Annotated in this window: 11 protein-coding genes; 6 read left to right on the top strand and 5 right to left on the bottom strand. The window is 47.7% G+C overall.

All coding sequences use genetic code 11. The features are described from left to right. Nucleotides 1–48: 48 nt before the first annotated feature. Nucleotides 49–1,608 carry a glutamate--tRNA ligase gene (gltX, locus tag KW844_RS16550; protein ID WP_218377895.1) on the top strand — a complete coding sequence of 520 codons (1,560 nt, stop codon included), beginning with the start codon at nt 49–51 and terminating at the stop codon, nt 1,606–1,608. 71 nt (nt 1,609–1,679) lie between these two features. Here gltX and KW844_RS16545 read toward each other — a convergent pair whose 3' ends face one another. Then, a complete protein-coding gene (locus KW844_RS16545) occupies nt 1,680–3,353 on the bottom strand; it encodes a glutamine--tRNA ligase/YqeY domain fusion protein (protein ID WP_218377894.1) in 1,674 nt (557 codons plus the stop codon). Between the two features lie 80 nt (nt 3,354–3,433). Between KW844_RS16545 and KW844_RS16540 the strand changes: the two genes are divergently transcribed. The 5 genes from KW844_RS16540 (at nt 3,434) to KW844_RS16520 (ending at nt 8,299) form a co-directional block, all read left to right on the top strand. Further along, nucleotides 3,434–3,853 (top strand): cobalamin B12-binding domain-containing protein, encoded by a 420-nt coding sequence (locus KW844_RS16540; protein WP_218377893.1) that lies wholly within the window; start codon nt 3,434–3,436, stop codon nt 3,851–3,853. A gap of 89 nt (nt 3,854–3,942) precedes the next feature. Continuing rightward, nucleotides 3,943–4,785, top strand: a complete 843-nt coding sequence (locus KW844_RS16535) for a PorT family protein (protein ID WP_218377892.1) — start codon at nt 3,943–3,945, stop codon at nt 4,783–4,785. A 157-nt stretch (nt 4,786–4,942) separates the two neighbouring features. Then, nucleotides 4,943–5,719: an enoyl-CoA hydratase/isomerase family protein gene (locus KW844_RS16530; protein WP_218377891.1), complete on the top strand. Its 777-nt coding sequence runs from the start codon at nt 4,943–4,945 to the stop codon at nt 5,717–5,719. A gap of 40 nt (nt 5,720–5,759) precedes the next feature. Next, nucleotides 5,760–7,160, top strand: coding sequence for a class II fumarate hydratase (fumC, locus tag KW844_RS16525; RefSeq protein ID WP_218377890.1), 1,401 nt, complete (start codon nt 5,760–5,762; stop codon nt 7,158–7,160). 143 nt (nt 7,161–7,303) lie between these two features. Further along, nucleotides 7,304–8,299: a 2-hydroxyacid dehydrogenase gene (locus KW844_RS16520; protein WP_218377889.1), complete on the top strand. Its 996-nt coding sequence runs from the start codon at nt 7,304–7,306 to the stop codon at nt 8,297–8,299. A 128-nt stretch (nt 8,300–8,427) separates the two neighbouring features. Here the strand turns inward: KW844_RS16520 and KW844_RS16515 are convergent, their stop codons facing one another. The 4 genes from KW844_RS16515 to KW844_RS16500 all read right to left on the bottom strand — a co-directional run bounded on the left by KW844_RS16515 (nt 8,428) and on the right by KW844_RS16500 (nt 15,360). Next, the gene (locus KW844_RS16515) at nt 8,428–11,292 is read right to left on the bottom strand and encodes a TonB-dependent receptor domain-containing protein (protein ID WP_218377888.1); all 2,865 of its coding nucleotides are present in this window, start codon (nt 11,290–11,292) and stop codon (nt 8,428–8,430) included. A 272-nt stretch (nt 11,293–11,564) separates the two neighbouring features. Beyond that, entirely contained in the window at nt 11,565–12,056 is a 492-nt protein-coding gene (locus KW844_RS16510) for a TlpA disulfide reductase family protein (protein ID WP_218377887.1), read from the bottom strand. 85 nt (nt 12,057–12,141) lie between these two features. Beyond that, the gene (locus KW844_RS16505) at nt 12,142–12,804 is read right to left on the bottom strand and encodes a lipoprotein signal peptidase (RefSeq protein WP_218377886.1); all 663 of its coding nucleotides are present in this window, start codon (nt 12,802–12,804) and stop codon (nt 12,142–12,144) included. 69 nt (nt 12,805–12,873) lie between these two features. Further along, nucleotides 12,874–15,360 carry a bifunctional UDP-N-acetylmuramoyl-tripeptide:D-alanyl-D-alanine ligase/alanine racemase gene (locus tag KW844_RS16500; protein ID WP_218377885.1) on the bottom strand — a complete coding sequence of 829 codons (2,487 nt, stop codon included), beginning with the start codon at nt 15,358–15,360 and terminating at the stop codon, nt 12,874–12,876. Nucleotides 15,361–15,387 lie beyond the last annotated feature (27 nt).

The raw sequence follows: 15,387 nt of genomic DNA, 5'->3' as shown, positions 1-15,387 counted from the left end.
CGGGATTAATGCTGGAAGCCATATCCTAAACCCTTAACTTTGTCCATTATGAATAACAGGAAAGTAAGAGTGCGTTTTGCGCCCAGTCCCACTGGTGGCTTACACCTCGGCGGTGTGCGCACCGTATTGTTCAACTACTTATTTGCAAAGCATCACAAAGGAGAATTTGTGCTGCGTATCGAAGATACAGACCAGACCCGCTATGTACCGGGTGCGGAGGAATATATCAATGAATGCCTTCGCTGGTGTGGCCTTGAACCGGACGAAAGCCCTGAAAAGGGCGGCCAGTACGAGCCTTACCGCCAAAGCGAGCGTAAAGCATTATACCGCCAGTACGCAGAAAAACTGGTAGCCTCCGGTCATGCCTACTATGCTTTTGATACTCCGGAAGAACTGGAAGCTTTCCGTGAGAAATATAAATCTCCGGAAAACCCATCCCCACAGTACGATCACAGAACCCGTGTGAAAATGAGGAACTCCCTCAATATGACGGAGACTGAACTGAAAGCACTGCTGGACGCACAAACACCACATGTGATCCGCATCAAAATGCCGGAAAATGAAACGCTTATCTTCACTGACATGATCAGAGGCGAAGTGAGCTTCCATACCGGCCTGGTAGATGATAAAGTACTGCTCAAAGCAGACGGTATGCCTACCTATCACCTCGCAGTGGTAGTAGATGACTACCTCATGAAAATCACCCACGCCTTCCGCGGGGAAGAATGGCTGCCTTCTGCTCCCGTTCACATCCTCCTGTGGAAATACCTGGGATGGGAAGCTGACATGCCTGAATGGGCGCACTTACCGCTGATCCTCAAACCTGATGGTAACGGTAAGCTCAGCAAACGTGATGGCGACCGCCTCGGTTTCCCGGTGTATGCTATGAACTGGAAAGATCCTAAGTTCGGCGACCTCACCAAAGGCTTCCGTGAACTGGGTTTCCTGCCGGAAGCATTTATCAACATGCTGGTAATGCTCGGCTGGAATGATGGTACCGAACAGGAAATCTTCTCTATGGAAGAACTGATCGCGAAGTTTTCTATGGACCGCGTACACAAGGCAGGTGCTAAATTCGATTTCGAAAAAGCGAAGTGGTTTAACCACCAGTATATTCATCATAAAGACAACCAAAGCCTGGCCACTCTCCTCCAGCCTATGCTGGCAGAGAAAGATGTACATGCGGACCTTGGCTTTATCGCTACCGTGGCAGGCCTCGTGAAAGAACGCCTCTACGTACTGTCTGAATTCTGGGAGCACAGCTTCTTCTTCTTCGAGCGCCCGGCTTCACATGACACCGCTGCCGTGCTGCCTAAGTGGAATGCTGATAAGGAAAAGTTCTTCACCACCTGGCTGCCTAAGCTGGATAAACTGCCAAAACAGCCTGCCGCCGCAGATCTCGAAGCCAGCTTCAAAGAGCTCGCTGCTGAAATGGGCATTAAAGTAGGTGAACTGCAACTGCCTTTCCGTATCATGCTCACCGGTGGTAAATTCGGTCCTCCGGTGTTCGATATCGCCTCCACCCTTGGTGTTACAGAAACTCAAAAGCGTATAGCCATTGGCGTTGATGCGTACAAAAAAGCTGCAGAAGCCGCCAGTCAGGCGTAATTATATTTAATCATACACAAAAAAGTCCCTGCCATGTGGCAGGGACTTTTTTGTGCTTATAGAGATATAAATTATTTCGCTGCTTTAGCGCTTTCCTTTGCCCATGCATCTTTCAGGGTAACGGTTCTGTTGAATACCAGCTTCTTACTGCTGGAATCAGGATCAACAGAGAAATAACCCTTACGCATAAACTGGAATCTGTCGCCAGGTTTTGCCTGCACCAGACCCGGCTCCACATAAGCAGTAGTAACCACCTGCAGGGAGTCCTTGTTGATAAAGGATTTGAAGTCGCCTTCTTCCATGGCTGGGTTTTCAACGGTAAACAGGCGGTCGTATAACCTTACCTCTGCCGCTGCGGCATGTGCTGCGCTCACCCAGTGGATGGTACCTTTCACGGTCATGCCGGAACCCTCACCACCACTCTTGCTTTCAGGCAGGTAAGTCGCATAGATGGTGGTAATGTTACCATCCGCATCTTTCTCCACACTTTCTCCTTTAATGATGTAGGCATTTTTCAGGCGCACCATCATACCAGGGCCGAGACGGAAGTATTTCTTCGGAGGGTTCTCCATGAAGTCTTCCCGCTCTATGTACAATGTATTGCTGAAAGGCAGTTTACGGCTACCGCTGTTTGGATCTTCCGGGTTGTTTTCTGCTTCCAGTTCTTCCACCAGTCCTTCCGGATAGTTGGTAAGTACCAGTTTCACAGGGTCCAGCACGGCCATAGCGCGGTTAGCGGTTTTATTGAGTTCCTCGCGGATACAGAATTCGAGGAGACTATATTCAATTACGTTATCACGTTTTTGTACACCCACACGTTCGCAGAAATTGCGGATGCTGGCAGCGGTGTAACCACGGCGGCGTAAGCCACTGATCGTAGGCATGCGGGGATCATCCCAGCCGGCCACATGGTTTTCTTCCACCAGTTGTTTGAGCTTACGTTTGCTCATTACCGTGTAGTTCAGGTTCAGGCGTGAAAACTCGTACTGGTGACTAGGATAGATATCCAGTTCTTTGATGAACCAGTCGTACAGTGCACGGTGAGGAATGAACTCCAGCGTACAGATGGAATGGGTGATTTTTTCGATGCTGTCGCTCTGGCCATGTGCAAAGTCGTACATCGGATAAATGCACCATTTATCGCCGGTACGGTGGTGATGCGCATGTTTAATGCGGTACATCAGCGGGTCGCGCATGTGCATGTTAGGCGAAGCCATATCTACTTTAGCGCGCAGTGTTTTTTCACCGTCTTTGAATTCACCGTTACGCATGCGCGCAAACAGGTCGAGGTTTTCTTCCACGGAGCGACTTCTGGCAGGGCTGGCCACGCCAGGAGTGGTAGGTGTACCTTTCATAGCGGCAATTTCCTCTGCGGTAGCGTCTTCTACGTAGGCAAGCCCTTTTTTGATCAGCGTTACGGCAAATTGGTACAGCTGCTCAAAGTAATCGGAGGCATACAGTTCCTGCTGCCAGGTAAAGCCCATCCATTTGATGTCTTCACGGATGGAGTCCACATACTCCGTATCTTCTGTTACCGGGTTGGTATCATCAAAACGGAGGTTTGTAGCGCCATTGTATTTTTGTGCCAGGCCAAAGTTTAATACGATTGACTTGGCGTGACCTATATGCAGGTAGCCGTTCGGTTCTGGCGGGAAACGTGTGAGTACGCGTCCTCCTGTGGATCCTTTGGCCAGATCTTCTTCTACGATTTGTTCTATGAAATTGAGTGACCTTTCTTCGCTCATAAAGTATATAAATGTGTTCGCAAATGTACGGAATAGTGGGAAGGTTTTCCTTACCTTTAGGAACTTAATCGATAATAGGTATGGTCAACCCTTTGAATCGTCCCGTGCGTGTATTGGTAGCAAAAGTGGGCCTTGATGGCCATGACAGGGGCGCGAAAGTAATTGCGGCAGCACTCAGAGACGCCGGCATGGAAGTGATTTACACTGGCCTGCGCCAGACCCCCGAAATGGTGGTAAATGCAGCGCTCCAGGAAGACGTGGATGCTATTGGGGTAAGTATCCTCTCCGGTGCCCATATGACCGTTTTCCCAAGGTTAATAGCCTTGATGAAAGAAAATAATATGAACGACGTACTGCTCACAGGTGGCGGTATAATTCCCGATACAGATATGAAAGAACTCCAGGAACTGGGCGTTGGCGCGCTGTTTCCCCCCGGTACCAGTACCCAGGACATTGCAGCCTATATAGGCGAATGGGTGGCATCTCACAGAAATTTCTAATATTTTTATCTGGTAGCCGTAACTTTTTAAAAGGTGAGTCGTCTTTTGGGTAGATTTCATCCAATTACCTAATATACAACCGCCATTTTATGAGCTTAAAATCTATTACTGTATTAGTTTTGCTGCTGATTGCAGCCATGGGGCCAGCTATTGCCCAGGAGTCCGACTCTGCTAAAACCACTACTACCTCCGTCGACTCTACGGAGTCAAAGAAAGAGGCGATTTTCAGTATTATCTTCGGCAGATACCCTAAATCCCGCAAAAGTATTTACAGAACTAATGGCGGCGAAGGCGCACTGCTGTCCTTTGCCCAGGTAAAAGATAACGGTGCCCACGTACCCATGGTGCCCCGTTTTACCTTCTTTTTCAACGTAGGAACCAATGTGAATAAGGATTTCGGCCGCAACTTCGGTATTTTCTCCGGACTCAATATCAAAAATATTGGTATCATCACCAAGCCTACAGACGATTTGAAACTGAAACAGCGTGTATATACCCTCGGTGTGCCCCTGGGCTTTAAGGTGGGCGATGTGCACCGTGGTACCTGGTTCTTCTTTGCCGGTGCAGAATGTGACCTGGCCTTCAACTACAAGGAAAAACGCTTCGAAAACGGTGATAAAGTGGATAAATTCAATGAATGGTTCAGCGATCGCACTCCCCTGCTGATGCCTTCCGTATTTGCTGGTATGCGCTTCGCACCAGGCTTTGGCCTCAAAGTGCAATACTATCCGCAAAACTTCTTTAACCAGGATTTTACGGTGAAGGATAAGCTGACCGGCTTGAACGTGAAGCCTTACGAACACCTCGATGCCAAGCTGTTTTTCGTGACCATGAGCTATAGCTTCAATACCCATCTCTATAAAAAAGCACATAAAAAAAGCAACTATGTGCGCTTCAAAAGCGGTAACGCCAAGATGGAAATAGAATACTAGGATTTGTTGTAAGCCAGGCAGCCGGTGGCAGCCCGCTTGCAACAACGGGCAGCCGCCCTTCCTGCAAATCCCCATCGCCACAGGCGATGGGGATTTGTGCTTTCCGCAGGCGGATCAAAACAAAATGCTTAATATTGGATACACTAAAACACGGTTCATGTATCAGACAATTAGCACACAACTGGAGAATAGTTCACTCATCATCACCATCAACCGCCCGGACAAAATGAATGCACTGAACCAGATGGTAATGGCTGAGTTGGCGCTGGCTATAGACGAGGTTTATAGCAACGCCGCCATCAAAAGCGCTATCATTACAGGTGCGGGCGAAAAAGCCTTTGTGGCCGGTGCCGATATTTCCGAATTTCTTAAATTATCACCTAAAGAGGGCGAGGAGCTGGCAAAAAAAGGCCATGTCATCTTCCATAGGATAGAAAATAGTCCCAAACCCATTATAGCCGCGGTAAACGGCTTTGCACTCGGCGGTGGCTGCGAGCTTGCTATGGCCTGCCACTTCCGTATTGCGAGCGAGAATGCCCGTTTCGGACAGCCAGAAGTAAACCTGGGCCTGATTCCCGGATACGGTGGTACTCAGCGACTTACGCAGCTGATCGGTAAAGGAAAAGCCATCGAGCTCATGATGACCGGAGATATGATAGATGCCGCAGATGCCCTGAAATGGGGACTGGTAAATCATGTAACATCCCTGGCAGAGCTGCTGCCCAAAGCTAAGGGACTCCTGGAAAAAATCCACGCTAAAGCGCCATTGGCCATTGCCAGGGTGGTAAAATGCGCCAATGCCGCGCTGGACAAGGATCAGGACGGATTTGAAACCGAAGTAAAGGAATTTGCAGCCTGCTTTGCCACAAAAGACCTGCAAGAGGGCGCCAGCGCCTTTATTGAGAAAAGACGTCCGAATTTCAAAGGCGAATAATCCTGAAATAGCTACTTTTGTAGCCTTAAAAGTTTACGCTATGGAATTCAGAATAGAGAAAGACACAATGGGCGAGGTGAAAGTGCCTGCAAATGCTTATTATGGCGCTCAGACACAGCGCTCCATTGAAAATTTCAAAATTGCACAGGACATCAACAAAATGCCTAAGGAAATTATCAAGGCTTTTGCGTACCTGAAAAAAGCAGCCGCATTGACCAACTTCCAGGCAGGCGTGCTGCCCCAGGAAAAAAGTGACCTCATCGGCCGCGTTTGTGACGAAATTCTGGAAGGTAAACTGGATAACGAATTCCCGCTCGTAGTATGGCAAACCGGTTCCGGTACCCAGTCCAACATGAACGTGAACGAAGTAGTAGCCTACCGCGGACACGTACTGCAAGGTGGCCAGCTCACGGATAAAGAAAAATTCCTGCATCCAAATGATGACGTGAATAAATCACAGTCCTCCAACGATACCTTCCCTACTGCCATGCACATCGCTGCTTATAAAATCCTGGTGGAAACTACCATCCCGGGTATTAAAAAGCTCCGCGATACCCTGCACCAGAAAGCAGAAGCATTCAAGCATGTTGTAAAAATCGGTCGTACCCACTTCATGGACGCTACCCCGCTCACCCTGGGCCAGGAAATTAGCGGCTATGTATCCCAGCTGGATCACGGTCTGAAAGCAATCAACAATACCCTGGCTCACCTCAGCGAACTCGCCCTGGGCGGTACCGCCGTTGGTACTGGTATCAATACGCCTAAAGGCTACTCTGAAAACGTAGCTAAAAATATTGCCGACTTAACCGGTCTGCCTTTCATCACCGCTGAAAACAAATTCGAAGCCCTCGCTGCGCACGACGCTATCGTGGAAGCACACGGCGCCCTGAAAACAGTTGCCGTAAGCCTGATGAAAATCGCCAACGATATCCGTATGCTGAGCTCCGGCCCACGCGCAGGTATCGGCGAAATCCATATCCCGGATAACGAACCAGGTTCCTCTATCATGCCCGGTAAAGTAAATCCTACCCAATGTGAAGCCCTCAGCATGATTGTTGCTCAGGTACTGGGTAACGATGTGGCCATCAACATTGGCGGTGCTACCGGCCACTTCGAACTGAACGTGTTCAAACCGGTAATGATCTATAACTTCCTCCACTCCGCACGCCTCATCGGTGATGGCTGCGTAAGCTTCAACGATAAATGCGCTGAAGGTATCGAACCTATCGAAGCAAATATCAAAAAGCACGTGGAAAACTCGCTCATGCTCGTTACAGCACTCAATACCAAAATTGGTTATTACAAAGCTGCTGAAATCGCACAGAAAGCACACAAAGAAGGTACCACACTGAAAGAAATGGCAGTGAAACTGGGTTATGTAACCCCTGCTGAATTCGATGAGTGGGTAGTGCCTGCACACATGGTTGGCGAAATCAAATAAAGAAAATAATATTGTTTCGGCGAGTTCCGCGCGCAGCGCGGAACTCAGCCAACAGCCACCGAAGGTGGCCAGTACTACCTCAAAATCGCTTTAATAAAACCCCTTCTTTTTGCTAAATTGTTGTTCACCCAACAACAACGGAAATGGATATACTATTCTATAGCGCACAGCCGTACGATATTAAATACTTCACAACGGCAAATGAAAAATACCACTATCGCCTCCGCTTCCTCGAATACCCCCTGAACCCGGACAACGCCGCACTTGTGAAACCCGGTGAAAGTGTAGTTTGTGCTTTTGTAAACGACCACCTCGATGCACCCGTGCTGCATCAGCTATACAACCAAGGCATCCGTCTCATTGCCCTGCGTGCTGCAGGTTTCAATAACGTAGACCTGAAAGCTGCTGCGGAACTAAAGCTGCCAGTGGTGCGCGTACCGGCCTATTCGCCGCATGCTGTAGCAGAACATGCCGTAGCATTGTTGCTCGGTCTTAACCGTAAAATCTATAAAGCGTATAACCGTATACGTGATAATAATTTTACACTCAACGGTCTCGAAGGATTTGATCTTTATGGTAAAACAGTGGGCGTAATTGGTACCGGTAATATCGGAGCTATCTTCTGCCGCATCATGATGGGCTTCGGTTGTAAGGTAGTCGCCTATGACATGTATAAAAATGAAGCGCTTGAAAAAGCAGGTGTAGAATATGTTTCATTAGAAAATCTTTTCGAACAGGCAGATATTATTTCCCTGCATTGCCCGCTTACACCGGAAACCAAACACCTCATAAATACCAGTACCATTACAAAAATGAAGCGTGGGGTGTTTCTGCTCAATACCAGCCGTGGTGGCCTCATTGATACCAAAGCGGTGATAGAAGCACTCAAAAATTGCCACATCGGCGCACTCGCCATCGATGTATACGAACAGGAAGAAAATTTATTCTTTCACGATCTCTCCAGCGAAATTATTCAGGACGATGTATGGTCAAGGTTGATTACGTTTCCTAACGTAGTGATCACTTCACATCAGGGCTTCTTTACACATGAAGCACTCACGCAGATTGCAGAAACGACCTTGAGTAATATTGCCTGCTTTGAAAAGGGAGAACCGTTAGTTAACGAAGTGAAAATTTAGGATGCACCGCAAATAAGGCCGGTATTCCAGGCTTTTAAACAAAAAAGCCTGGCGGTGATAGCGTCAGGCCAGTAATAAAAAACGCCAGGACCGAAGGCCCTGGCGTTTTTTATGCAAACAAAATTTTATCATCCCTTCTTCTTAAACACATCATCAAACGTAATCGAGAAGTAATACAATCCCCTGATCGTAGGTCCTCCCACATACTGAAAATAAGAGCTGTTAAACAAGTTCGAAGCCCCCAGCTTAAACGCTGTTTTGATCTTCGGTACACGATAGGTTACCTGCGCATCTACAGTGCTGTAAGCAGGCACATCTCCGTTACCAAAAAGGTTCTGCCAGTAGAAAGTATTCTGCCAGTGCCACACCACGTTGAAGCCGAGGTTAGGCAATACATTCCTGTTACCAAAGCTCACATTCGCAAACCAGTCAGGAGTATTGAAGCCCGGAATCAGCGCATCGTCTTTTGTTTTATCCTGCCCCAGCTTGTTATAGTTGGCGTTGGCACTCACGGTAAATGATTTGTAGATATCGTAGGTAACGGCTACGGCAAAACCATAGTTATTCACAGTGGATTTACTGTTGGTCCATACACGGTAGCGACTCTGTAAACTCTTATCCAGCATTTGATTCAACACTGATGCGTCCGGATTGTTAACATTACCGCTGGTAGGTACCACTGCTTCTACCTGGCCAATAAAATGTTTGTAGGTAGAATAGTACCCATCCACATCAATAAAGAGTTTGTTATTGAATAGTACCGCTTTATAACCGCCTTCGAAAGAATGGATTTCTTCCGGTACAATCGGATCGAGGTTGGCGATTTTCAGTACACTGGCGTTTTTAGCGGCAGCGGCGTCTTTGCTGATATGTTCGGCATTGATGGTTTTATTGACTGCTACACCAAAGGCATCTACAGAGCTGGTAAGGTAGGAGTTCTTGAAGTAACCGAGGCCTTCTTCAATGAAGGCTAAACCACCTACACGCCTTACCTGTCCGTTATTGACAAAGCTATAGGCTTCAAACAGGGATGGGAAGCGGAAACCGTTCTGCCAGCTGAGACGGAAATTATGCTTGTCTTTAATACTGTATACTGCTGCAATGCGTGGGTTGATCTTCCCTTCGAACTGTTCGTTTTTATCATATCGCAGGGATGCGGTGACCTTCAGCGCATCGTTGAAGAAGGTTTTAGCACCCTGTACAAATCCACCGTATTTACCGTACCAGATGTGCTTTCCGCCAGGTTGACTGCGTTTGTCGAGCGGCTGCGAGAAGTCTACGAAATTGTTACCATCCGGTATGATTTCGTATGTTCTGTAGTCGGCGCCTACCAGTACATCCATGAAATGCACGTATTTACGCAGGTTCCAGGTGCCCTCTGTGTGGTAGAAGCGGCTCATTTGAAGGAGTGCAGCACCACCGGTGGTGTTCTCCGGATTTTTGGAGGTAGGGTAAATATCCCAGTCGTTCACACTTTTGATTTTTGCCAGCTGTGCATCAAATGCTGCGGTGCCGGGTGTAAACCTTCCCTGGTCTGCTGCTGCCCGTGCTGCCTGATGTGCTGCAACGAGGTCGGAGCTGTTGGTGAGCGCGGCGTTCAGGGCAGCAGTATAATCTGCCTGCCATTTTTTATCTGTCTTGAATGATTTCTCGAGATTGTCTGCCAGCGGATTCATGTTATAGGAATCGCCGGTGTTTTCAATGGATACATAGGAGCGCAGGGTAAAGTCAGGGTGCACGAGTTCAATCTTATGATTCTGCACAATTACGTTTCTGAGGCCTATGCGGTTACCCCGTTGGAAGAAACCATCCATGAGGCCATAGCGGTACGCATAGGACAGCTCCAGTTTATGTGGCAGGCGGAAGTTGAGGCTACCGTCCACTTTGGTGTTGCGTACCTTGTAGTCGCCGGCGAGGTCTTTTTCCCAATAGCCGGTGCGGCGTACGTTATAGGCGCGACCATCCTTATCAATGATCTGGATATTGGAGTTGTCGCCATATTTATTCCAACCGTCATTGGCGATATTATTCGCGCCGCTTAACTGCGGAAAGTCTGGATTGGCTTTGGTTTGCGGGTTGAAGTCGGAGCGGTTATCCGCATACCAGTCGGTACCTTCCATGTAGCTGAAATTGATTTTCCAGGCAAACCAGGGTGCATAGGATTGTGCGTAGCGTATAGCCGTTTCCGTGATAGGCTTAGGGCTGCTGCCGTTACCGTCGAAATGGTTAAACGCGATTTTCTGGTATACGCTTACTCCCTGGTAGGTGAAAGGATTTTTAGTGGTGAGGTTGGACATACCGTTGATGGCGTTCATGCCGTACAGTGCGGAAGAGGCGCCTGGCGTCACTTCCACGCTGGAGATATCCAGCTCCGTAGGTCCGATAGCGTTACCCAGGGGTACGCCCAGGGTGGCAGCCTGGTTATCCACACCATCCACCAGCTGCATAAAGCGGAAGTTGTTGGGTACGTTGAAACCACGGGTGTTGAACACTTTGAAGGTCAGGCCGGCGGTGGTCATCTGTACGCCTTTGAGGTTGCCGAGGGCATCATAAAAAGTGGAGGACGGCGTTTCTTTCAGTGCCCTTATGTCCAGCTTTTCAATGGTCACCGGTGAGCGCAACAGCTTTTCCTGCTGGCGGCTGGCGGATACTACCACTTCATTTACCAGGAGCGACTGCGTATAGAGCTGTATGGCCAGTTTGCTGTTGCTGCTTTTTACTTCAAACTCCTGCGGCTGGTAGCCGATCAGGCGTATCACCAGCTTGTAGGGAAACTTAGTATTAGTGGTGAGACTAAAATGCCCGATAGAATCCGTAGTGGTACCGAAAGAGGTCCCTTTTATCTGGATGGAGGCGCCGGGGAGTCCACTCCCCCGGTCATCGGCAATCTTTCCTTCGATCACGTAGGAGCCATTCAGCTGGGCTTGCGCAAAGAAAGGACTGAATACCAGTATAGCAAACAGGTATTTAACCAGTGGTAAAAACTTATACATAACTATGCGTGTGAAAATTAGATTATTGATTGAATTACGGGGTGCGTGTCGTTGTTGGGGATCAACATCGAACTAAGAAATACCGCATTTTATTTTTGAAAGCCATATAGTCTATAGAATTAGTAGACAAATGTAGCGCGGCTTTTCATTATTTCAAAGCGAAATAGAAAATTATTTCTTAATACATTGAAAGTCAATGTGAAATATTGCAAATATTCCGGCCCATCAGGCAGGGAATACTGTGGGTTAACGATGTAATAACTGGCACCTGGCTATATACGGTCAAGGATTTCCAGCAGTTCTGCCTCTGTTTGGCGGTCATTATTATATATGATTTTGCCGCTCGGATCGATCAGGTAAAGCATAGGAATATAGTATACACCATAGGAGCCGGGTATTTTTTCGGGATCGTGTATGGTTGTCCAGTTCATTTTTGCCTGCCTGACCGCATTCACAGCGGCGCCTTTTGTGTCATCCAGATTTATGCCTACCATCGCCAGCTTGCTTTCAGGATATTTATTTCGGATTTTTTTAAGGAATGGCACTTTCGCCATACATGGATGGCACCAGGTCGCCCAGAAATCGAGTAATAGATATTTGCCTTTGTAATCGGCTAATTGCACCGTATTGCCCTGGATGTCAATGCCTTTAAAATTGGGGGCTTTCTGTGCATGGGCAGGCAGGTAGCTCAAGCTGCCTGCTACCAGCAACAGGAGGCAACAAGCCATTGCTTTTATAGTGCTTCGAAGGTAATTCATCACCATAGTGTCGGATATGATTTGTACGTAAAATAAAAAACCCGGAGGAATTTAATCCCTCCGGGTGCTATTATTTTTAGTGAGATGTGAATTACGCGATATGATCGTTGGTCACGGTATTATTTGACTCTGTCGGTTGCTTTGGTGTCTGATGTGCTGCAAAGAAACGTTTCTGGAACAGCAATATGGTTACCACACCTACAGAAATTGCCGCATCGGCCACGTTAAACACCGGTCGGAAAAACACGAAATAGTCCCCTCCTTTGAATGGCACCCAGCTAGGCAGGTAACCTTCGTACAGGGGGAAATACAGCATGTCCACCACACGGCCATGCAGGAAGCTGCCGTAGCCGCCGCCTTCCGGCATAAACTTAGCCACTTCGTAACCTATGCTGTCGTTAAAGATCAACCCATAAAACATACTGTCGATCAGATTGCCGGCAGCACCCGCGAGGATCAGCGCACCGCAGATCAGCAGGCCTTTGTGATACTTTTCCTTTACCAGCTTGTTCAGATAATAAAAACCAAATACCACGGCTACCAGGCGGAATAATGTCAGGAAGATCTTCCCAAAATCGCCACCGAACTTAAGTCCATACGCCATCCCTTCATTTTCAATGAAATGTATGCGGAACCAGTTAGGGAATATGATGAATTCCTGCTGCATGAACATATTTGTCTTAATCCAGAACTTCAAAGACTGGTCAACAACCAGGATGAGTAAGACGATAATTAGAATGTGACGATACTTCAATTGACATTAAAATTTTATCAAAAATAATGGTTTATTTCAAAGTCGGAAATCAAACCGCTTGCAAGATGGCTATTCCTGGAAATATACCCTTTTTACACGCTGTGAAATTCCTGTTAATATTTCATAGGGAATGGTGTCCGCCCACTTCGCAAGGTCCTGTACCGGCAGGTCCTGCCCAAATACAATCACCTCATCGCCCTCGGCTGCGTCCGGAATGTGGGTAACATCCAGCATACACATATCCATGGCTACTACGCCAATCACCGGAGCCAGTTTGCCCCTGATCAGCATTTTGCCATTACTATTACCCATTTTGCGACTATAGCCATCTGCATAACCAATTCGTACTGTGGCGGTTACAGAAGGCTTGGTGGCCTCCCAGCGACGGCCGTATCCCACGGTTTCTCCCGGCTCCAACTCTTTTAGCTGGGCAACAGTCGTTTTCAGCGTGCTCACATTCCTCAGCTGATCCTGGATATCCATGGCGCTGTCGATCCCATACATGCCTATGCCCAGTCGCACCATATCCAGCTGTAGCTCAGGGTGACGGGTAATAGCGGCACTGTTGGAGATATGACGGATCACAAAGTACCCAAGTGCTTTCTGCAGTTCGTGGCTCATTTCATAAAAAAGCCGCCCCTGTTGCTGCGTAAACGCATCTTGTGCCGGATCTTCGCTCGCGGCCAGGTGGCTGAACACGGACTGTACTTTAAAGGTAGACGTGGCGGTGAGTACGGTAATCAGTTCCGGAATATCTTTTCTCATAAAGCCCAGGCGGTGCATACCGGTGTCCAGCTTTATATGTACCGGAAATTCCGTTTTGCCTGCGGCTAATACTTCTTCCTGGAATTGCATTAACGTACTCATGGAATAAATTTCCGGTTCCAGGTTCCATTGCAATATTGCATCGAAGCTGGCCGGTTCAGGATTCATTACCATAATAGGCATGGTAATCCCCGATCTGCGGAGCTCTACCCCTTCATCGGCGTAGGCTACGGCCAGGTAATCGATACCATGGAACTGCAGCAGGTTGGCAATTTCAAAACTGCCGCTGCCATAGGAAAAGGCTTTTACCATCGCCATCACTTTGGTATTGGGTTTCAGGAGCGACTGATAATGTTTCACATTATGCGAAATCGCGCTGAGGTTGATTTCCAGGATGGTCTGATGGGCTTTTTGTTCCAGTAGTTTGCCGATGCGCTCAAATTCAAACACACGGGCGCCCTTTACCAGTATGGTTTCGTAATGAAATTCGTCGCCGTTAAATTGTTGTATAAATTCATCGGTAGTGTTAAAGAACCACGATTTCAGTCCTTCTACCTGTTGAAAAATCTTTTTCTCCCTGGAGATGTTTTTGCCGATGGCAATTAGTTTGTTGATGCCATTCTGATGCAGCAAACCGGCTACTTCCTCATACAGGGTAGCATCGCTTTTACCGCTTTGCAGGATGTCACTGAGGATCACCGTGCGTATCTGGTGCTGCTGCTGTTGCTGCAAAAAGTCGAGCGCAATAGTAAGCGAACCTAAGTCCAGGTTGTAAGCGTCGTTGATGACGGAGCAGTTGTTAATCCCCTGCTTCAGTTCCAGGCGCATGGCAATGTTGCTCAGGAGGTCCATCCGTTGCTGGATAACCTCTTGTTCCTTGCCCAGGTACAACATCAATGCCCAGCAGTGAATGGCGTTTTCAACAGAACCTTCATCCGTAAACTGAATGCGGATTTGCAGGTTTTCACCTTTATACAGGGCCTCAATACTGGTATGATGATCGTGCTTTTCGGTACTGGTAATACGCAGGTCCGCATCCGTTTTCCTGGACCAGGAAAACAGCTCAGGGCCTTCTTCCAGTTGATTGTGGTAGGATAACACGCACTCGTTAAGCGCCAGGTAATCTTTACTATAAATGAGTACGTCACTCTTCATAAAGAGTACAAGTTTCTCATTGATTTTCTGACGAATGTTCAGAAACCCTTCACTGTGCGCTTCGCCGATATTGGTGAAAATGCCGATGGTAGGGCGTATGATTTTCTCCAGGTTCACCATTTCACCCGGCTGGGAAATACCGGCTTCGAAAATGGCCAGCTGGTGCTCCGGCTGCATCTGCCAAACAGAGAGCGGTACACCAATCTGTGAGTTATAGCTTTTGGGACTGCGTACAATATTATAGTCCTTCTCCAGCAACTGAAACAACCATTCTTTTACAATGGTTTTTCCGTTACTGCCTGTGATGCCTATTACCGGAATGTTGAACTGCTGGCGATGCCACGCTACCAGCGTATGCAATGCATTGAGCGTATCTTTTACCAGGATAAAGTTGGCTTTGGGATATTTCTCCAACGGCACAGGCTCACTGATGATAAAGTTGCTGACTCCTTTCTTATAAAGCTCGTCGATATACTGGTGCGCGTTTCTTCTCGCGCTTACCAGCGGAATAAAGACGGATGTTTCCGGAAATATCAGCTTGCGGCTATCGAGCAATAGATGATCGATCTCTGAAAATCCTGTTTCCTGCAACAACTCTCCTTTCAGGACTTTGTTGATACTCGCTGCGTTATACACGTTTTTATCAGTTTGAATAATCACTTG

It is taken from the genome of Chitinophaga sp. sic0106 (genome assembly GCF_019219075.1).
GTDB lineage: Bacteria > Bacteroidota > Bacteroidia > Chitinophagales > Chitinophagaceae > Chitinophaga.
The sequence above is the reverse complement of the archived record's forward strand: the minus strand, read 5'-3'. Positions and strand labels throughout refer to the sequence as shown.

What these genes read in the sequence shown, in the direction of transcription:
- gltX (WP_218377895.1), top strand. Translation starts at nt 49, where the DNA reads ATGAATAACAGGAAAGTAAGAGTGCGTTTTGCGCCCAGTCCCACTGGT.
- KW844_RS16545 (WP_218377894.1), bottom strand. Translation starts at nt 3,353, where the DNA reads ATGAGCGAAGAAAGGTCACTCAATTTCATAGAACAAATCGTAGAAGAA.
- KW844_RS16540 (WP_218377893.1), top strand. Translation starts at nt 3,434, where the DNA reads ATGGTCAACCCTTTGAATCGTCCCGTGCGTGTATTGGTAGCAAAAGTG.
- KW844_RS16535 (WP_218377892.1), top strand. Translation starts at nt 3,943, where the DNA reads ATGAGCTTAAAATCTATTACTGTATTAGTTTTGCTGCTGATTGCAGCC.
- KW844_RS16530 (WP_218377891.1), top strand. Translation starts at nt 4,943, where the DNA reads ATGTATCAGACAATTAGCACACAACTGGAGAATAGTTCACTCATCATC.
- fumC (WP_218377890.1), top strand. Translation starts at nt 5,760, where the DNA reads ATGGAATTCAGAATAGAGAAAGACACAATGGGCGAGGTGAAAGTGCCT.
- KW844_RS16520 (WP_218377889.1), top strand. Translation starts at nt 7,304, where the DNA reads ATGGATATACTATTCTATAGCGCACAGCCGTACGATATTAAATACTTC.
- KW844_RS16515 (WP_218377888.1), bottom strand. Translation starts at nt 11,292, where the DNA reads ATGTATAAGTTTTTACCACTGGTTAAATACCTGTTTGCTATACTGGTA.
- KW844_RS16510 (WP_218377887.1), bottom strand. Translation starts at nt 12,056, where the DNA reads ATGGTGATGAATTACCTTCGAAGCACTATAAAAGCAATGGCTTGTTGC.